We start from the raw sequence: 19,342 nt of genomic DNA, 5'->3' as shown, positions 1-19,342 counted from the left end.
AAAGCACGGTTTGGAATGGGAGTGGGGGAAGGCGACTTCCCTCTCGACCCCTACCTAATCTTCTAGCAAGCTCGGTTCAGACATAACAGTTTAAGACCTAAATAGGGGTAAAACCTGAAAGGGCAATTGTTAGCTCAAGAATCCTCGCACTTCAGGGCGAGGAGTGTCAAAAGCTATAATGAGCCGCCTAGTCCGCTCACCCGCCTTGTTAATTGATCCGATGCCAATGGAGTAATGGTACAGTGTAAAGAAGTTGGCTTGGAATCGTGGAGCCGTTCTTCTTGACCTCAACAACTTACAAACGAGAAGGTTCCGGTGGTACCTCACACGGGTATCCCCTCAAAATTAGGGTAGCCCTACGGGCTGATGTTACCCGATTAACGGAGATCCTCGCTGAGAGTTTTCATACTCGACAGGGACTCGGTGGCTTGATGTATCCTATTTTTCGCTTGGGCATTTACGAGGATTTGCGTAATCGCTTGGCTACTAGCTCGGGGTATTATACCTGTCTAGTGGCTGCGATCGCAGATTCTCCTCATAAATTAGGTAATATACCTCTAAATGTCCCAGAACATTTGGTAGGAACGGTAGAAATGGGGTTAAGATCGCCCAGTCCCTGGTCTATTGGCGATCGCTATCCATATATTTCTAATTTAGCTGTTCATCCCACAGCCCGGCGCCAAGGTGTGGCTAGAGAACTCCTGATTGGTTGCGAACAAGTCGCTATGAAATGGGGGTTCTCTGATTTGTACCTTCATGTTCTCGAAAATAATTCCCAAGCACGACAACTTTACCATCAAGTGGGCTATCGCATAGCCCAGATAGATTGGAGTTGGGATTCCGTGTTTTTGGGTCAGCCTCGGCGACTGTTTTTGTGCAAAAACTTGTCTCATTCCTGACCCATTTTTCTGTTTAATCGCTCCCCCACTCGCAGGATTTGGCCAGCTAATATAGCCGCGCCAAATCCGTTATCTATATTGACTACTCCTACACCCGCCGCACAGGAATTCAGCATAGTTAATAGGGGTGCTAACCCATTAAAACTTGCACCATAGCCGATACTGGTTGGTACAGCAATTACTGGACAATCGGCTAAACCAGCAACCACACTTGGTAAAGCACCTTCCATCCCCGCCACTACAATTAAAACATCAGCATCGGAAATTAAATGCCAGTTTCCTAATAGTCGGTGGATTCCCGCTACCCCCACATCCCACAGTCGCTTTACCTGAAATCCTGATAAGCTGGCGGTGACGGCGGCTTCCTCGGCGACAGATATATCAGCAGTTCCGGCGGTTAAAATTCCTATCACACCGACCGATTGAGCTTCAGCGGACCGATAACGCCCATCTAAGGCACAAATCCTAGCTTCTCGATAATATTCTAAATCTGGCATTTCCCGCCGCAGTTCTTCATACACTTGGGGTTCAATTCGGGTCGCCATCACTACCGGATTTCGCCCCTGCATAGTCTGCATTATTTCTCGGATTTGCTCTGGGGTTTTTCCGGGTCCCCAAATCACTTCCGGGAATCCGGTTCTTAGTTGTCGGTGATTGTCTATTTTGGCATAATTTCCGACGGTCTCAAAGTCAAAATATCGCATTTTGTTCAGGGCTTCTATGGGGGATAAATAGCCTTGTGCGACATATTCTAATAGCTGTTTTAATGCTTCCGGTGTCATTGCCAATTTCCTTGCTCTTCCCTCATGGTCATCTGAGGTAACCATTTATTTATGCCTATTCCCGAATTTTCAACTCGTATAAATTCCAGAAACCTCTGCCGATAGGTGTATAGTCAATGCCTTCTATGCGATCGCGTATAGCATCGAATACCAAAGGATTAACCATATACAGAAACGGCAAATTTTCGGCAATAATTTTCTGAGCTTCCCCATAAAGTTCCCTACGTTTATCATTATCTAGTTCCTGGGAAGCCTGCACATATAAATCATCAATTTTTTGCTCCCAGTCTGATACCACCCAACCTTCTATTTCTGGTTCTCCCGGTTGCTGACCTTGATTAAAGGTATGCAGACGACCATTCACTGACCAAATATTATAGCCGCCATGGGGTTCTAAAACTCCTCCGGTAAATCCACCCAAAAAAGCCTCCCAATCGCGAGTCTTAGACAACCGATTAACATAAGTATTAAAACTCAAAAAAAGCGGATCAACTCGGATGCCGATTCGGGATAAATCTTGAGCAATTTGAGTCGCCATTTGTTCCCGGACTTTTCTCCCGGCACTCGCCAACAAGGTAAACCGTACTTGATTACCTTCAGCATCGATTAAATTGCCATTCTCATTATAGGAAAAACCTGCCTCCAGCAATAATTTCCTAGCTTTTTCCGGGTTATAGTTATAGGTTCTTAATCCCTGTTCTGGAGATAGATAAAAAGGACTTTGTACCGGGATAGGGGAATGTTGTAACTCACCCAATCCTAAAAAAATATTGTTTTTCATCACCTCTCTATTGATGCTATAATATACTGCTTGACGGAAGGCTAGATTATTAAACCATAGGGATTTATGGGGTTCCACAAAAGGTCTACCGTCGGGATTTTTACCCTGATTAAGATTAAAGGACATAAACACAGTTCCGGTATCAGGACCGGGACTGTAGATAGTATATTGACCCCTGGTTTCTTCAGGTTTCAGCAGGGGGAAGGCTTCCGGTTGAACGTCTAGGGTATCGAGGGAACCAGACCTAAAATTGAGTAGCTGGGTATCGCTACTCTCGATAATTTGCCACACTATTTGGTCTATATAGGGTTGGGGGTTCCCCTGTGGGTCTTCGCGCCAATAGTAGGGGTTACGTTCTAGGATAACCCGTTGATTGGAGTTATAGCTTCTGATGCGGTACATACCATTACCAACAATTTCCTGGGGGTCGGTATTGGTTCCCCAGGTACTCAAAAATCGGAGATTTCCCTGAGAGTCGAAGGTCCGAACGGAGTCAGCTAAGACATGGGCGGGTAAAATTGGTAAACCGCCTGCATATCGGAGAAAAGGGGCGAAGGGTTCGGGGACGGAAAATTCAATCCGCCGATCATCGAGTTTTTCTACGGTGGGTAGGGTGCGATCGCGTCCTACTCTGAGAATATCTTTAAAGCTACTGGGGATTTTGTCACTGAGATAAATTTCGTTGTAGGTGAAAATCACATCATCTACGGTCATGGGTTCACCATCAGACCATTTTAAGCCCGATCGCAAGGTGATGATAATCTTTTGACCGTTTGGGGCAATTTCCCAAGACTCAGCCAAACCCGGTTGGAGTTCTCCGGTGACGGGGTGTTCTTCGATTAGGGGGCTATAAATATAGCCAAAAACGCTATAGGCGGATTGATTTAGGGGATAGTTAAAGGTACTCGGACCGCTAGGGGTGGGAATGACTAGGCGGGAGGGTCTGTCGGAAGATTGGGCGGCGCTACAACCCGATAAGCCTAGGGTTAATAATATCACTAATAATACTGAGGCTAGGCGGATGAGTAACCCGCGCTTTGACCATGGATAGACTAAATGGTTCATAACTGGCAAAGTTTATGGCGATTGCGCTTTTAGGCTCTTTGTAGGAGGGTGACGGCGTAAGCGGCTATTCCTTCCTCTCGTCCTACGGGTCCGAGTTTTTCGTTGGTGGTGGCTTTGATGCTTACCTGGTCCGGTTCTAATTTTAGGACATTGGCGATGCGATCGCGCATTGTCGGGATATGGGGTTTGAGTTTGGGACGTTCAGCCACAATTACTGAGTCTATGTTACATAACTGCCAGCCTCGCTGTTGTATGAGACCATGGACTTGTTCTAGTAAGACTAGGCTATCAGCACCCGCCCAGCGTTCATCTGTGGGGGGAAAGTAAAGGCCGATATCTCCTAAACTTAGTGCCCCTAACATAGCGTCCATGATGGCATGGGTGAGGACATCGGCATCACTGTGACCGAGTAATCCTAGATGATGCTCAATTTTCAGGCCGCCTAATATCAGGGGGCGGTTTTCGACTAGCTGGTGAATATCGTATCCGTTGCCGATGCGAATGTCCATGGGGCTCTCTCTACTACTACGGTTTTTATTATGGGCTAGTTTGTTGATTAGATGCGATCGCCCATAGTCCGGGGAAAAGATAAACCCTTTATTTGACTGGCTTTCAGCCGTTGGCGGATTTTTTTTTCAGAAAAGCGTAAAGAAATGTTGCAAAGTTGGTGGTCAGTGTGTTAACTTTTGTTTAGTTGAATCAAGCAAACCTATTTAGGAGTAGCTCACAATGGAAAATCAAGGAACTAAATTTGGTTTCACCGAATTCGCAGAAACCTGGAACGGTCGCCTCGCTATGCTTGGTTTTGTTATCGGTGTTGGTACCGAGTTACTGACTGGCCAAGGTATTCTGTCTCAATTAGGCTTAATGTAGTTTTTCCCAAGTCACGGGGACATATTTTGCCTAATTCTGGGGATTCGGCTCTATAATTAACTTCATAGGATTCTGAGGCTATGGCTTCGGAATCCTTTAATTTGTCTGGTTTTTGGTATCATTCAATGAAAAGGAGAGATTAGCAAATTGTCAAAAAGTGATCAAACCAGCTTCCGAGATTATCAGGAAGATGGTCATCTTTGGATTACCTTATCTGCTGGTGAATACTATCCAGATATCCTATCATTAGCCTGTGAACTTTATCAACCTGTACTGGTCACATTTGGTCATCTGTTAAAGTGATCCCATTCTTCAACGGATCTGTTTTTAGCAATTTCACAGGTTCAACCCGTTTGGATGCGGATACAACTGTGTCGAGTATTCCGAAAATATGTGAGTCCAGAAACACCTGTAGAAATGCTCAAAAAAAAATCATTAGCTGATCAAATATGTGCTAGATTTGGCAAGGGATTTCGTTTAATTACAGAAGTTCAATCCCAATTTTTGTCGAGACCTATGCCTGATGAGGCTTTATGTGCCGTGCTGTGGGAATATAAGGATCGTGGAAAAAAAGGATATGATCTAACAGAAAGGCTATTTAAAATTATTGGTGAACAATATTCAGCACTGGAGATTATCGGCCCTCAACGTGCTGGCAAAGATGTAAGATTAGGAGAGTTATTTGATGATTATCCTAGACCAAATCGCCCAGTAGACTTTGTTTTATTACATAATAATCAGCCAGTTGCTGTAGGTTTAGCTAGATATGATTCAGACCGAGGTGGTACTCAAGAAGATGATCGAACAGGCCAATATCGTGATTGTGCTAGTGAGATTCTGAAATATGCTCAAACTCATGGATTAAATCTTAAAGTCATATTCCTTAACGATGGCCCCGGCTTACTTCTGGGTTCAATGTGGCGAGATTATGCGGATCTTGAGGATGCTTGGTATGGTAAAGTTAAGGTAGTTACTCTCCGAATGTTTCCAGAACGCATAAACGTCGAGTGGTTAGTATCATAACAGTTGATTTATGGCAATTGGAATACCTAAAAAAGATAAATTTCTTGACCATAATCAAGTTGAGCTGGTCTATGCCCATAAAAAATCATACCAGGAAATTATTAATAGTGATTTAGTCGAATATAAAAGTATTTATTCTCATGCTTCACCTAAAAGGTTATACTTTGGCGATAATTTAGATGTTCTTCGTTTATTGGCTACGGAACCAGAAATATGCGGAAGTATTAATTTAATCTATATAGACCCACCTTTTGCTACAGAAAGCCATTTTTTGTCACGAAAACAGTCGAAGGCTTATGATGATACCTTGACGGGTGCTGTGTTCGTGGAATTTTTACGAGAACGTCTGATATGGCTGCATCAATTACTGTCAAATCATGGCTCGATTTATTTACATCTTGATGAAAAGATGATTTTTCATATTAAGCTAATAATGGATGAGGTTTTTGGAGCTGAAAACTATCGAAATATGATAGTCCGAAAAAAATGTAATCCTAAAAATTATACTCGTAGAACTTATGGCAAAACGGCTGATTTCATCTTATTTTATACCAAGTCAGATACATATATATGGAATCAACCAAAAGTGCCACTGTCTGAAAATAGTAAAAAGGAGTATCAATATATTGAACCAGAAACTGGCCGTAAATTTATGAAAGTTCCACTCCATGCACCAGGTGTGCGTCATGGTGAAACTGGGAAGCCTTGGCGGGGTAAAATGCCGCCTCCGGGTAAACATTGGCAATATCCCCCAAAGACTCTGGATGAAATGGACGCACGAGGTGAAATATTCTGGTCAAAAAATGGTAATCCTAGAAGGAAGGTTTATCTCAATGAACATTCAGGGGTGGGAGTTCAGGATATTTGGCTAGAGTTCCGGGATGCTTATAATCAAAATGTTAAAATTACGGGATATCCAACTGAAAAAATCCTGATTTATTGAGAAGAATAATTGCGGCTTCATCGAATCCAGGAGATTTGATACTGGATTGTTTTGCTGGTTCGGGGACAAGTTTGGCGATCGCTGATGAAATGCAACGTAATTGGATTGGTGTAGATCATAGTATAGAGGCGTTTAAGACAATTTTAAATCGATTTGAACATGGTATTAAACCTATGGGTGATTTTGTCAAAAGCAGTGGGAGCAATTCAGAGGAAGTTTATATACAACCAACATTATTTGACCAAGGGGCTTCTGACCAATTAGATAATCGGGCTAAAAGATTAGATAATCAGGATACTAAAATCAAGGATTTCTCGATTTTTGTACCTAGCCCCATCCCAGCACAAATTGAGGATATTGTCAAGACCTGGAAGGGTAATTAACAATTAGTAATTAAAAATTAATATAAAATTAGTTAGTTTGGGTAAGACGATCGCGGTAATGGGGTTGATCTAGATCTAGGTCAGGACCGAGGGGGATAATTCCGCCGGGGTTGAGGGGAAATAAATTGCCGTAATAGTCTCGTTTAATAACTTCTAAGTTGCAGGTTTCGGCGACTCCGGGAAGTTGATAGATATCGCGCAAATAGGGGGAGAGATTTGGATAATCGACGAGGCGGCGGCGCTGACATTTGAACAGACTATAATAAACGGTATCAAATCTAACGAGGGTGGTAAATAATCGCACATCTGCTAAGGTAATGCGATCGCCACATAAATAACGGGAATTGGCTAGGGTTTGGTCGATTAAGTCCAAGGTATCAAATAGCTGATTACAAGCGGTTTCATAGGCGGTTTGGGTAGCGGCAAAACCACAGCGATAGACACCATTATTAACATGGTGATAAATTTGCTCATTCCAAGAGTCGATCGCCTCTTTTAAGGCGGGAGGATATAAATCTAGGTCGGGGTATTTAGCGAACTGCTGAAACTCGGAATTTAACATCACAATAATTTCGGCGCTTTCATTATTAACGATCGCCTTTTGCTGGGTATCCCACAAGAGGGGGACAGTAGCTCGCCCCTGATAACCCGGTTTAGCATTATGATAAAATTGAGGTAGGGTGTTAAATTCGACTTCTGGCTGGTCAAAAACCCACATTCCCGAGTCGGGGGAAGGAGAAACGATGTTTATGGATATCGCAGAGGACAACCCCTTTAAAGCCCTGACAACTAGGGTTCTGTGAGCCCAAGGACAACCCCACCCCACAATTAACTGATAGCGTCCCGCCTCTGGGGGATAGGCTGCTGTCCCCACATTGTGGCGAAATTGGCTTTCGGGGCGGATATATTCCCCGGACGAATTACGGGGGGCTAATTTTGACATCATCAACCGCCACATAGTAGTCCAGGCGAACTTTCCTAAACGGACGATCGCCCCTGGGGGGAGGGGGCTACCGCTTTTTTTGGTGGGAGTGGGAGTGGGAGTGGGAGCCATAATTGGTAAACAGGAATTGATGTCGTGAGACTAATTTAACTAATATTATAACGAAGTTAGAGATTATGGAAAATAGCGATTGGTTAAAACAACTGAAAACCCATAAAGCGATCGCTGTAATTCGCCCCCCCAGTTGGGAGCTAGGTTTACAAATGGCTGGGGCTGTCAGCCGGGGCGGTATTCGCTTAATTGAAATTACCTGGAATGGCGAAATGGTGCCGGAAATCATTAGTAAACTTAGGTCAGAGTTGCCGGATTGTTTAATTGGGACTGGCACAATTTTAACGGGTCAAAATTTACGGGATGCTGTCAATTGTGGCGCACAATTTATATTTTCTCCCCACATTAATTTATCGTTAATTGAATTAGCACAAGAAAGGCAAATACCGATAATTCCGGGGGCTTTATCGCCGACGGAAATTGTGACCGCGTGGCAAAATGGGGCGAGTTGTGTTAAGGTTTTTCCGATTTCAGCGGTGGGAGGTGTTGATTATATTAAAAGTTTACAGGGTCCCCTGGGTCAAATACCCTTGATTCCTACTGGGGGAGTGACTTTAAACAATGCTATTAAGTTTATTGAAGGGGGGGCTATAGCGGTGGGATTATCAGGAGATTTATTCCCTAAACAGGCGATATCCCAGGGTAACTGGCAGGAAATTACTGGGCGATCGCAACATTTAATCGATATCCTGACCTCTGGGGATAAGTCCGAAAATGGGGACACATCCGATGATTCAGAAAGAGTAAAATTATTCTAAAATGGATGTAGTTATGCACAGACCCGACGAGAAGGAGTAGGAAGGTGAAATTATGAAAAGTTTAATTCCATGGCGTAAGCTGGGACTATTGGTGGCGGGGCTGAGTCTGGGGGTAACAGTGCTTTACAGCGATTCAACTCCGGTACAAGCCCAAGAATTTCATAATATGATAGCGCGGCGGATTTTGGATTTACAACAATCTTCGGAGCGTTGGATTCAAATTGATCTAACTAGCCAACGGTTGATCGCTTGGGAGGGAAATAAAGCAGTTTATGCGGTGATTGTTTCTACTGGAAAACCCTCAACTCCTACCCGTGTTGGTAATTTTAGGGTTCAAACTAAGTATCGTAGTACCCGTATGACTGGCCCTGGTTATGATGTGCCGGATGTTCCTTATACAATGTACTACGATGGGGGCATGGCAATTCATGGCGCTTACTGGCATAATATGTTTGGAACTCCAGTTAGTCACGGTTGCACAAATGTTGCTGTAGACCATGCTAGATGGCTGTTTGAGTGGGCATCAGTTGGCACACCTGTTGTAGTACATGAGTAGTAGGATTCACAAGCCTAAACGCACTTTGGCAATTGGTGATATTCACGGTTGTTCGGTGGCTTTTGATGCCCTAATTCGGGCGATTCAACTGCAACCGAATGACCAGATTGTCACCTTGGGTGACTATGTGGATCGCGGCCCAGACTCGAAGGGAATTCTCGATCGCCTCATCGATTTACACGACCGAGGGCAATTGATTGCTTTGCGGGGAAATCATGAAATTTTGATGTTGCGATCGCGTTCTTTGGGGTGGAATGCCTGGTATCATTGGCAGGCTTCTGGGGGTGAAGAAACCATGGCTTCTTATGGTCATCATGGCGGGTATAAGTGGATTAATTCTATACCTGACAAACATTGGTATTTTCTCGAAAAGGTGTGTCGAAATTGGTGGGAAAACCGATCGCATTTTTTCGTTCATGCTAATGTGTATCCCAATTTACCTTTAAATAAACAACCGGAAAGGATGCTATTTTGGCAATCATTTGATCATCCTTCCCCTCACTATTCAGGCAAAACTATGGTTTGTGGTCATACTACTCAAAAAACTGGTCAACCCCTTAGTATTGGTCATGCTATTTGTATTGATACTTGGGTTTGTGGTCAGGGTTGGTTAACTTGTTTAGATGTCAATAGTGGCAGAATTTGGCAAGCTAATCAAAAGGGGGAAAAACAAACTGGCTGGATTGATGATTTTGAGATTCCCTATGTGCCGATTCGATTGAGGATGCGCCTAAATCGGCGTTAAAATAGTAGCAAAATATCTCAATTAATATTTATGCGGATTTTGGCGATTGGTGATATTCATGGCTGTTCCCAAGCCTTTGATACTCTCATAGATATGGTGAGTCTTCAAGCAGATGATCGGGTGATTACTCTGGGGGATTATGTCGATCGCGGTCCTGATTCTAAGGGGGTAATTGATAGGTTAATTTATCTTTATAATCAGGGTCAGTTAATCCCTCTACGGGGGAATCATGAAATTATGATGTTAGCAGCGCGATCGCATCCTAATAGTTTAGATACCTGGAAAATTTGTGGCGGTAAACAAACTATATTATCTTATCAAAAGTCATCCCGAAAAAAAGCGAGAATTGACTATATTTTACCTGAACATTGGCAGTTTGTCGAACAAGCCTGTTTAGACTATTGGGAAGAAGAAACTCATTTTTTTGTTCATGCTAATGTTGCGCCCAATATCCCCCTATCTCAACAATCCAATCACCATTTATTTTGGGAAAAGTTTTATAGTGCTAAACCTCACTATTCTGGTAAAATTATGGTATGTGGTCATACTAGCCAGAAAAGCGGAAAACCTGTGAATTTTGGCTATGCAATTTGTCTTGATACACGGGTATATAGCTCTAAAGGTTGGCTAACCTGTTTAGATATCAAGACAGGTAAAATTTGGCAAGCTAATCAACAGGGAAAACAACGGGAAAGCTGGATTGATGAATTTGTATCTAGCCCCCGCCATTTTAACTATACACAGTAACAGATAATTACTAGCCTAACCTCCCTGGTTTCAGCTTAATTTGACGACTGTTTGATTATTTAAGAGGGTTTGACTGGTTAACAGATCCTCGACTGTAATTCGTAAAAAACGCTGTTCATCAATCTGGAATTGTACCCGAATACGATCGCTACCAGGATTTCCCGGAGGGGTTAATTTAGCAATACTGCGTCCGGTGTCACTATCATTTAAAGGTTGGACAGTAGCTTTTCCGGTGTTGAGGCTGCGAGTAACTAGGCGATCGCCATCAAAAAATACTTCTGTTCCCCCAGTTTCGTCCCCTAATTCACCAATAACTAATTCAATACTGGGTTGGTTTTCTAAGGAAGCGCCTAACAATAATTCTACGGGTTCTGTCATGGGGTAGGGTTGACCAGATTTAATAATCGGGTGCCAATCATGACAATTATCTCGACGATTCCAATAGCGAACACCATAGCTATGATAAAGAAAGTCCTCAATTTTAGTGCCTAAACTGAGTTGTAATGCACCATGAGAAATAGCCTCAAAGGGTTTTTCGCTGCGAATTTGACTAGGGTTAAAATATTGCTTTACCCAGTCTTGAACGGCGGGAATTTGTACGGTTCCCCCGACTAATAAAACCGCGTCAATATCCCCCGCTTCTATCCCTTGGCGACGCGCCTGCTGTAAAACCTGAGCCATGGCTTTATCTAGGTTATCAAAAAATTGGTTTTGTGCCAATATTTCATTGAAGCGATCGCGAGTCATTTCTAACTCGTAACTCTCGAAGGTTTCCTCATTAAAATAAACTTCACTGGCTGAGGTTTTTAGGGATAACTGAATTTTCAGCTTTTCGGCTAAACGGGTGGTTAAAGCATTTTTGACTAATCCCTGGGTTTGGACGAAATCATCTACTAGCCAATAGTCAATATCTGAACCCCCTAAATTCTGACCGGATTTGGCGATAACTCTGGCGGTTTTGGCTTTTTGTCCAGAAGATTCCGCTAAGGATTTTTGACCCCATTTCAGAATAAAACCTAGGGGATTTTTGGCGGTCGTAGCATCTAAACGGACTAGGGATAAATCCAGGGTTCCACCACCAAAATCTATGACTAGCAATAATTGCCGATCGCCTAATCCATAACCCAACGCCGCCGCTGTGGGTTCATCTATCATCCTCACTTGTGGGACTTCTAAGGACTCGCAGATACGACCTAACCAATTGCGATAGGTTTCAAAACTATCTACGGGTACTGTAAAAATTAGGGAATCTACCGTTAGGGGAATGTTGCTGATAGCGGCGATCGCATTTTTTAAAAACCATTCTCCGGCGGTTTCAAAGGTGATTATCTCACCGTCAATTTCTGGTAAAAATCCCTGAATATTACTACCAATTCCCCGTTTAAAGTTACGGAAAAAACGCGGATCGTTGGCTAAATCATAACCGCGATCGCGCACTTGTTGACCTAATAAAACTTGTTTTTCCTTGGCATTTTCTACATAAAGCAGACTGGGAATTAACGGGGGATTTTGGGCTGAAATTTGCGATAAACCAGGTAATTTTAGGGTTTCCGGTTGTTCAGTAACTGGGTTCCAACGGGAAATTACTGTGTTACTGGTTCCCAAATCGATCGCGATCGTCATTGGATACTATATCAATAATATTGCCTCTAGTATATTATAGGACAATCAACCCCTACAGATAATTGTTATCCCCTAACCCACCCTCACCAAACCATACAGACCAGTATGCGGTAGTAAAATGTGACATTTCTCTTGTAACCTTGTTACAATGCTGGGCAAAATTTGTAATGGGAGTCGAACCCAGAATACGCCCAGTATCCAACCATGTTTTTTTGTTTTATGTTCCCAACTTACCGAGTTGGCGGTTCACACTCGCTTCTGAAGGTTTGGCTACCAACAATTATCCGGGTTTATTCAAGTCTCAATTAGATCGGTTGCCCAATTTAAAGCCTGAATTTTTGTATCTAGTTGTCGATGATTTTGGGCTAAACTATCGGTCAATTTTTGCACCTCAGCCACATTAATCGTAGTTAATACTTTGAGTTCTCCTCTGGTATAGCGATCGTAGCGTTCTGATGCTGCTTCAACTGCCGCTTTGTAAACACTGCGCTTGAGTTTGAGTGTATCCCTTTCTGCTAAAGCATCTGATAGAGATTTTCCCTCTAATTGCGTGACTGAGTTAGTCCGATTGATTTGCTGAATTAAACGCAGCAGTTCAGCGCTTAGATTTTCTAACTCCCCCATTAAGTCTTGGGGATCTTCGGGAGGTTCTTCGCCTTCCTGAACTTTCAGAGTTCGCAACAACCGCTGTTGTAATTGAGCGATTCGCTTCTGCAGATCAGCGCGTAAAATTAAGGCTTCTGCTAATTTCACAACCATCACCTCCCCCAAATTAACGGTATATGGTTTAAGACATTTTCCGACAATAATCCCAATTTTAAATCTAAAATCAATTTTTGTCAAGACTTAATTTTGCTCTCTAGCAGTCATGGTTACTTTGACAACCTCAAGCCCGACTGAACTCGCCATAAGCCGTTATAAACTCCCTGTTTTTCCAGCAATTCCTCATGTCTTCCCCACTCGACTAATTGACCATCTTCCATCACATAAATACAGTCAGCATTGCGGATAGTGGAAAGACGATGAGCGATCGCAATAGTAGTACGATTTTGGGTGATGTATTCCAGCGATCGCTGAATAGCCGCTTCCGTTTCATTATCTACCGCTGATGTCGCTTCATCTAATATCAAAATGGGGGGATTTTTCAACACAGCACGAGCGATCGCAATTCGTTGGCGCTGTCCTCCCGATAGTTTCTGACCTCTTTCTCCCACAATCGTATCATATCCTAGGGGAAAACCATTAATAAAACCATCAGCCTCAGCCACTTTCGCTGCATTAACAATCTCCTCAAAACTGGCATCAAAAGTGCCATAGGCGATATTTTCCGCTACAGTCCCATGAAACAGAAACACATCCTGACTGACTAAACCGATCGCTTTTCGTAAGTCCTCAAGTTTAATTTGTTGTAATTCTATGCCATCTATCAAAATGGTTCCCGACTGGATTTCATATAACCTTAATAACAGTTTGACCAACGTACTTTTACCAGAGCCAGTAGCCCCGACAATAGCAATGGTATCTCCCGCCGGAATATATAGGGATAGGTTTTTCATGACTGGCATTTGAGGGTTATAGGAAAAAGTGATATTTTTAATGTCAATTTCTCCCCTAACTTCCTGACTCTTTAAGGTAATATTTCCGGGGTGAGTAGCAATGGGGGTATCTAGCAAATTCATCACCCGATTAGTAGAAGCCATCGCCCGTTGATATTGGTCAAAGGTTTCTCCTAGGCGAGTCAAAGGCCACAGCAGACGCTGAGTAATAAACACCAAAACACTATAGCTGCCTACTGCTAACCGTCCTTCTATGGTTTGTAAACCGCCCACAATTAAGGTGGCAGTAAAACCAAAGAAAATCAAGAATCTAATCATGGGAATAAAGGCGGCTGAAAAAGCGATCGCTCGTCGATTAGCTAGTCTATAGCCTTGACTTTGCTTGCCAATTCTTTCGGCTTCATATTCTTCGGCGGTAAAACTTTTAATGGTAGTAATACCCGTCAAATTATTAGACAATTGACCATTCAGAAAACCAACTTTTTCGCGGACTTCTGCATAACGGGGCGCTAACCTTTTTTGAAACAGTATAGAACCCCCAACAATAAACGGCATCGGTAGCATAGCTAACCAAGCCACTTCGGGAGATATAATGAAAAAACCACCGCCCACAATTAATATTGTGGTCACTACTTGCAGAATTTCATTAGCCCCAACATCTAAAAATCTTTCCAGTTGATTAATGTCATCATTAAGGATAGCCATTAAACTGCCCGTGCTGCGTTCTTCAAAATAGGATAACTCCAGTTTTTGCAGGTGTCGGTAAGCATCTAAACGCAGTTCATGTTGAATGGTTTGGGCGAGGTTACGCCACAGTAGTTTATAAATATATTCAAATAGGGATTCTAACCCCCAAATTATGCCACTGATAATCGATAAAACAATTAGTTGAGTTTGGACATTCTCAATACCCCATCGGGCTATAAATGAGTCCTGTTCATTAACTACCACATCCACCGCCGCACCAATTAAAACCGGAGGCGCTAGGTCGAATATTTTATTGAGAATTGAGCAAATACTAGCCTGCCAAATTTGCAGACGATAGCGATCGGCATATTCAAATAATCGCCTTAAAGGGGACTTAGAAATAGTAGGATTTTTGGTCACAATTTAAAGATTGTTAAGTTTTGTAGAGATATGATAACTTTTTATTTTATGCACATAGCCAGCTTTTTGTCAAGGGTATCTGGGGATGGTCCAAATATTGTGGGATGTGGCAGTAGCCTAAAAAAAAGGTGGGTTTTGGAGGTTTTGGGGGGAGGAAAAAGATTTATAAAGTGGGTTTTGGGGGTAATTTTATTAATTAGTTGATTATCTTGGTAAGCTGGGTTTAAATGGTAGGGCAATTATTAATCATTAGCCTTAGTGAAAATTGAGGGAGGATTGAATATCCTGTATATTTGATCACTATTTATAGCTGGGTCTAAGTGATTTTTAAGGCGATCGAATATTGATTTTTAGCAAATCATCATCAAGATTAATTTTATTGGCCGGCATGGCCTGGAGTGATTGAGATGAAATACCATCAATTGGCAATCCAAGAAACCATCGAAGACCTGAAATTTTTAATGTCTCAAACTATCACCCATGATAGCTTTAAGAAAGTTAAAGCCCTTTATTTGTTAAAATCTAATAAGGTTAGTAGTATTACCAAATTAGCGCTGGTGTTGGGGGTGAGCCGCATTACTATCCATCGCTGGTTAAATCGCTACCAAAAAGGTGGAATCGATCGCTTAATTTATCATCAATCTAAAAAAGGACGTAGACAGCAAATCCCCCCGGAAGCATTACAGGAATTAAAGTCTAAGCTGACCCGAAAAGAATCGGGCTTTAAAACTTATTGTGAAGTCCAAAGCTGGCTCCAAGACAAATATGGGTTACAAGTCTCATATAATGTGGTTTATGCTACTATTAGATATAGGCTCAATCTGCAAATTTAGTTAGGCTAAATTGTGGATAGCTGAAACTGGCAGTGGGTGCTAATCCTAGGGGGTTTTTGATGAATAAATCGCCGATTCCGGTTTTCTTTGAGAGCCATAAACTTGAGGAAGTGTGGAAAGTACCCTATCAGCAGCGACAGATAGATGCACGGCTTTGGGCGCAGGAACATCAAATTAAACCCGCAGCCGAAGATACTACACGGATCGGTTTATTACTCATTGATGTTCAGAATACATTTTGTATTCCCGGATTTGAGTTATTTGTCAGGGGTGCGGTACAAGATAATCAACGATTATGTGAGTTTATTTATCGCCATTTGGGGGTAATTACTGAAATTATAGCCACCCTAGATACTCACACTGCTATGCAGATTTTCCATCCGATTTTTTGGGTGAATGATAGTGGCGAATATCCCGAACCGGGAACGACTATTACTGATGAGGATATCACTAAAGGTCGATGGCGGGTTAATGCAAATATCGCCCCTAATTTTAGGGGGTGGGATGAACAAACCTTAGCACAACACGCCCGCTATTATACCCATCAATTGACGGAAGGGGGGCGCTATCCTCTAACGATTTGGCCCTATCATGGCATTATGGGAGGTATTAGTCATGCTTTAGTTTCAGGAGTAGAAGAAGCGCTATTTTTTCATAATATCGCCCGTTACAGTCAAACTCACCTAGAATTAAAAGGTCAACATCCCCTCACGGAAAATTATTCCGCCCTCAAGCCAGAGGTTTTAGTGGCTAGTAATGGCGTGAGTATTGGTAACACAAATCAAGGGCTAATTGAGCAACTGCTGAACTTTGATCGGCTATTTATTGCGGGTCAAGCTAAGAGTCACTGTGTCGCCTGGACTGTGGAAGATTTACTGACAGAAATTCAACAGCGCGATCGCACTTTAGCGCAACGAATTTATGTGTTAGAAGATTGTACTTCTCCGGTAATAGTTCCGGGTGTAGTCGATTTCACAGAAGCCGCAGAAGCCGCATTTAAAAGGTTTTCCGCCGCCGGAATTAATCTAGTTAAATCCACCGAGGCGATCGCCTTATAATGGTTGTGCGGTAATAGCTTCCCAGAAGTGGAGGGAGAAGGCTTGAGGAGTAGCTGTAACCCGCATTTTTTGAGCCCAACTGTAAACTTGAAAATCAATTAATTGGGGAGAATTAGTATCAGCGAAATCCATACCACTAACCACAGCCACCCAATGACTAGGATAAGGTATTAAAGGCGGCTTATTTTTCAGTAAAGCCTCAGCATTTATCAAAGCCAACACCACCCCACCTTGGTCTAAAACAGCAGTGGCATTTTCCATAGCTTGGAGATGACCAAATAAATAAGGTTTGGTGAAATTAACATCAGCAAATCCCAGAAGTTCCCGAGTCCATCCCACAATTTCCCAAGGCTTAGTAATTCCCGCCAAGTTACGGAGAATATCCGGCGCATTAGGCTCAATAGGAAGCCATAAATTTTGTGATTCTCGCAGGGTAGAAAGTACCATCCAATCAGCTTGCGGCATCTGGAAGTTTCCCCGGCTATTTCGCAGGCGTTCCGAGGCAGAAATCCAGGTATTTTTGAGGGTATGAAAGCCGCCCAGTTGAAACAAGTTGCGACAGATGGTGACATATTGTTGGGGGTGATGTCTAATCAGTTCAAAAACAATCACCGCCGGACCACAAAAAGGCTGTCCTCCCTGACTGAGACTAAAGGGGTTTTGAAGGCGCGATCGCATTTGGCTAATCACCTGTTCCCGATCCAACCCTAGCCAGACCCCAGGAACAGTAGAAGCCTCAAATTCAGCGATCGCATCTATCGCCATTTGTAACTGTTGAGGGTCTGGAAATACCTGCACCCGTCGTCTATCCTCCCTTCCCGACACCAATCAAATATAATAAAGCCATTCTGACCGCAATACCGCTAGTAACTTGCTGAGAAATCAAACTGCGATCGGGATTATCCATCAACTCGGAACTAATTTCCACACCGCGATTAACCGGACCAGGATGGAGAATTTTCACATCAGGACGACATAACTTTAAGCGTTCCGTAGTAATCCCATAAAGTTGATGATACTCTCGCAAACTCGGCAATAAATAATTAGTCATGCGTTCCTTTTGTAAGCGCAAAGTCATCACAAAATCAGCATCAGCCAGAGCCTCATCTAAACTCCAGTGTAAAAACAATTTACCAGGGCGATCGCTACCCAACCCCGCAAAGCATTTAGGTAGCAAAGTCGGCGGACCTGCTAAATGCAACTCCATTTCCGTAGCCGTCAAACTCCAGATATTAGACCGCGCCACCCGGGAATGCAAAATATCCCCAACCACCGCAATTTTCTTACCTCGCAATAAATCCAGGCGGGGACTTTCCGGGTCCAAAACCCGACAAATAGTAAACAAATCCAATAATCCCTGGGATGGGTGTTCATGTTGACCATCCCCCGCATTCAAAATCGCCACCTGAGTATTAAGGCGATCCATCTCCGTGGCGATCGCCAAAGGAACCCCCGCCTCACGATGTCGGATCACCATCATATCCGTTCCCATAGCCAAATAAGTTTTAGCCGTATCCAAAATAGTTTCACCCTTAGTCAGCGAAGAAGTCCCCGGCGTAAAATTTAACGTATCCGCCGACAGACGTTTCGCCGCCAATTCAAAACTATTGCGAGTCCGGGTCGAAGGTTCAAAGAACAAATTAGCCACCACCTGACCCTGTAAAGCCGGGACTTTTTTAGTCCTACGTCCGAGAACCTCCCGGAAACTAGCAGCAGTTTGCAAAACCGTATCATATTCAGCAGCAGTGAAATCAGCCAGAGATAGGATATGTCGGCGATTCCAGTTTGTCGTAACCATTTAGCCTCATTCAAGAAATATTTGCCGTAGCGCCGGATAACGGGGACAGGTGACTACTACCATTCGGAGTCAAGCCTTTTAGCCTTGAATTATTAACTATCGAAGTTAACCCATGTACCAGCCATGATTAGTATCCAACATTTGTTACCCCCTGTTTTGACTACCGTGATGATTGTCATCTTGACAAGCTGTAGTAGTAATGTCCCCATTGACGAAAGTTCCGAAACCCCCATCAACCAACCCGACCCCCAAACTAGCGGCGAAACCACCATCAGCAAACCAGAAACCTCTCCGGTGCCGCCTCCCCTGAAGGAACCCACCGCCCCCCCAGCAAATACCATCCCAGTCACCCTTTATCAAGCCGACAGCGCCTGTCAAAACCTAGTACCGCGTAGGACTACACTTCCGGCGGAACAGTCCCTAGAATTGGCAGTAAGGCAGGTTTTAGACAACTACGAATCCGCCGACTTTTCCTTGGGGTATCGAATTATCCGCCATCAGCATACCATCACCATAGATTTTCGAGTTCCCAGCAACAGCCCCAGGGTGTTTACCTCCCTGTCATCCTGTGAACAACTAGCCCTCTTCGGTAGTTTACGCCAAACCCTCACTAGCAACCCGGTTTGGCAAATCCAACAAGTCCACTTTACCAATAGAGGCCAGGAAATTGTCCTGTAAGTGTGACCCGTTGTATGGTATAATTGGATCCGACAAAAAACACCACTAACTTGGGGTTAACCAGTTGGTATCATTAACTA

The 19,342-nt window shown here is 43.3% G+C and carries 22 protein-coding genes; 13 read left to right on the top strand and 9 right to left on the bottom strand.

Features of this window, described 5'->3' with window-relative positions:
* Positions 1-281: 281 nt before the first annotated feature.
* Positions 282-899, top strand: a complete 618-nt coding sequence (locus P5674_RS03635) for a GNAT family N-acetyltransferase (RefSeq protein WP_006619485.1) — start codon at positions 282-284, stop codon at positions 897-899.
* On the opposite strand, the gene larB is transcribed toward P5674_RS03635, so the two are convergent.
* The 3 genes from larB to ispF are packed head-to-tail and all read right to left on the bottom strand — an operon-like array spanning position 890 to position 4,036.
* A complete protein-coding gene (gene larB, locus P5674_RS03630; protein ID WP_006619486.1) occupies positions 890-1,681 on the bottom strand; it encodes a nickel pincer cofactor biosynthesis protein LarB in 792 nt (263 codons plus the stop codon). The two genes, P5674_RS03635 and larB, sit on opposite strands and share 10 nt — an antisense overlap.
* A 55-nt stretch (positions 1,682-1,736) precedes the next feature.
* Positions 1,737-3,527 carry an ABC transporter substrate-binding protein gene (locus P5674_RS03625; RefSeq protein WP_006619487.1) on the bottom strand — a complete coding sequence of 597 codons (1,791 nt, stop codon included), beginning with the start codon at positions 3,525-3,527 and terminating at the stop codon, positions 1,737-1,739.
* Between the two features lie 29 nt (positions 3,528-3,556).
* Complete coding sequence (gene ispF, locus P5674_RS03620; RefSeq protein WP_006619488.1) at positions 3,557-4,036, bottom strand: 2-C-methyl-D-erythritol 2,4-cyclodiphosphate synthase; 480 nt, start codon at positions 4,034-4,036, stop codon at positions 3,557-3,559.
* A 220-nt stretch (positions 4,037-4,256) separates the two neighbouring features.
* Here ispF and P5674_RS03615 point away from each other — a divergent pair, with 220 nt between their 5' ends.
* The 5 genes from P5674_RS03615 (at position 4,257) to P5674_RS03595 (ending at position 6,749) form a co-directional block, all read left to right on the top strand.
* On the top strand, positions 4,257-4,400 hold the full coding sequence (locus tag P5674_RS03615) for a chlorophyll a/b-binding protein (protein WP_006619489.1): 144 nt from the start codon (positions 4,257-4,259) through the stop codon (positions 4,398-4,400).
* A gap of 147 nt (positions 4,401-4,547) precedes the next feature.
* Positions 4,548-4,703, top strand: a complete 156-nt coding sequence (locus P5674_RS03610; protein WP_014275642.1) for a hypothetical protein — start codon at positions 4,548-4,550, stop codon at positions 4,701-4,703.
* 54 nt (positions 4,704-4,757) lie between these two features.
* A complete protein-coding gene (locus tag P5674_RS03605; protein WP_014275641.1) occupies positions 4,758-5,423 on the top strand; it encodes a hypothetical protein in 666 nt (221 codons plus the stop codon).
* Between the two features lie 10 nt (positions 5,424-5,433).
* Entirely contained in the window at positions 5,434-6,366 is a 933-nt protein-coding gene (locus tag P5674_RS03600) for a DNA methyltransferase (protein WP_014275640.1), read from the top strand.
* Positions 6,367-6,401: 35 nt separating this feature from the next.
* Positions 6,402-6,749, top strand: a complete 348-nt coding sequence (locus tag P5674_RS03595) for a DNA methyltransferase (RefSeq protein WP_286133299.1) — start codon at positions 6,402-6,404, stop codon at positions 6,747-6,749.
* A gap of 28 nt (positions 6,750-6,777) precedes the next feature.
* On the opposite strand, the gene P5674_RS03590 is transcribed toward P5674_RS03595, so the two are convergent.
* Complete coding sequence (locus tag P5674_RS03590) at positions 6,778-7,803, bottom strand: glutathione S-transferase family protein (protein WP_006619491.1); 1,026 nt, start codon at positions 7,801-7,803, stop codon at positions 6,778-6,780.
* A gap of 65 nt (positions 7,804-7,868) precedes the next feature.
* Here P5674_RS03590 and P5674_RS03585 point away from each other — a divergent pair, with 65 nt between their 5' ends.
* From P5674_RS03585 to P5674_RS03570, 4 genes are read left to right on the top strand one after another with little or no spacing between them, the layout of a single operon-like run.
* Positions 7,869-8,561, top strand: coding sequence for a bifunctional 4-hydroxy-2-oxoglutarate aldolase/2-dehydro-3-deoxy-phosphogluconate aldolase (locus tag P5674_RS03585; RefSeq protein ID WP_014275638.1), 693 nt, complete (start codon positions 7,869-7,871; stop codon positions 8,559-8,561).
* Between the two features lie 52 nt (positions 8,562-8,613).
* On the top strand, positions 8,614-9,117 hold the full coding sequence (locus tag P5674_RS03580; protein WP_006619493.1) for a L,D-transpeptidase: 504 nt from the start codon (positions 8,614-8,616) through the stop codon (positions 9,115-9,117).
* Positions 9,110-9,862, top strand: a complete 753-nt coding sequence (locus P5674_RS03575) for a metallophosphoesterase family protein (protein WP_014275637.1) — start codon at positions 9,110-9,112, stop codon at positions 9,860-9,862. Before P5674_RS03580 ends, P5674_RS03575 begins: the two co-directional genes overlap by 8 nt.
* 30 nt (positions 9,863-9,892) lie before the next feature.
* Positions 9,893-10,609, top strand: coding sequence for a metallophosphoesterase family protein (locus tag P5674_RS03570; protein WP_006619495.1), 717 nt, complete (start codon positions 9,893-9,895; stop codon positions 10,607-10,609).
* 30 nt (positions 10,610-10,639) lie between these two features.
* On the opposite strand, the gene P5674_RS03565 is transcribed toward P5674_RS03570, so the two are convergent.
* The 3 genes from P5674_RS03565 to P5674_RS03555 form a co-directional block, all read right to left on the bottom strand.
* Positions 10,640-12,232, bottom strand: a complete 1,593-nt coding sequence (locus P5674_RS03565) for an Hsp70 family protein (RefSeq protein ID WP_062945782.1) — start codon at positions 12,230-12,232, stop codon at positions 10,640-10,642.
* A gap of 294 nt (positions 12,233-12,526) precedes the next feature.
* Positions 12,527-13,075 carry a DIP1984 family protein gene (locus tag P5674_RS03560; RefSeq protein ID WP_231852199.1) on the bottom strand — a complete coding sequence of 183 codons (549 nt, stop codon included), beginning with the start codon at positions 13,073-13,075 and terminating at the stop codon, positions 12,527-12,529.
* 29 nt (positions 13,076-13,104) lie between these two features.
* Positions 13,105-14,895 carry an ABC transporter ATP-binding protein gene (locus P5674_RS03555; RefSeq protein WP_014275634.1) on the bottom strand — a complete coding sequence of 597 codons (1,791 nt, stop codon included), beginning with the start codon at positions 14,893-14,895 and terminating at the stop codon, positions 13,105-13,107.
* Between the two features lie 407 nt (positions 14,896-15,302).
* Between P5674_RS03555 and P5674_RS03550 the strand changes: the two genes are divergently transcribed.
* Complete coding sequence (locus P5674_RS03550) at positions 15,303-15,728, top strand: helix-turn-helix domain-containing protein (protein ID WP_315669797.1); 426 nt, start codon at positions 15,303-15,305, stop codon at positions 15,726-15,728.
* Positions 15,729-15,787: 59 nt separating this feature from the next.
* The gene (locus P5674_RS03545) at positions 15,788-16,786 is read left to right on the top strand and encodes an isochorismatase (RefSeq protein ID WP_006619500.1); all 999 of its coding nucleotides are present in this window, start codon (positions 15,788-15,790) and stop codon (positions 16,784-16,786) included.
* On the opposite strand, the gene P5674_RS03540 is transcribed toward P5674_RS03545, so the two are convergent.
* Both P5674_RS03540 and P5674_RS03535 read right to left on the bottom strand, forming a co-directional pair.
* The gene (locus P5674_RS03540) at positions 16,781-17,611 is read right to left on the bottom strand and encodes a hypothetical protein (protein ID WP_315669796.1); all 831 of its coding nucleotides are present in this window, start codon (positions 17,609-17,611) and stop codon (positions 16,781-16,783) included. The genes P5674_RS03545 and P5674_RS03540 overlap by 6 nt on opposite strands.
* Positions 17,592-18,584: an aspartate carbamoyltransferase catalytic subunit gene (locus P5674_RS03535; protein WP_006619502.1), complete on the bottom strand. Its 993-nt coding sequence runs from the start codon at positions 18,582-18,584 to the stop codon at positions 17,592-17,594. Before P5674_RS03535 ends, P5674_RS03540 begins: the two co-directional genes overlap by 20 nt.
* A gap of 123 nt (positions 18,585-18,707) precedes the next feature.
* On the opposite strand from P5674_RS03535, the gene P5674_RS03530 reads away from it, so the two are divergent.
* The gene (locus P5674_RS03530) at positions 18,708-19,262 is read left to right on the top strand and encodes a hypothetical protein (protein WP_014275629.1); all 555 of its coding nucleotides are present in this window, start codon (positions 18,708-18,710) and stop codon (positions 19,260-19,262) included.
* Positions 19,263-19,342: the final 80 nt, after the last annotated feature.

The sequence above is a fragment of the Limnospira sp. PMC 289.06 genome (assembly GCF_032350395.1).
Lineage (GTDB): Bacteria > Cyanobacteriota > Cyanobacteriia > Cyanobacteriales > Microcoleaceae > Limnospira > Limnospira platensis.
The sequence above is the reverse complement of the archived record's forward strand: the minus strand, read 5'-3'. Positions and strand labels throughout refer to the sequence as shown.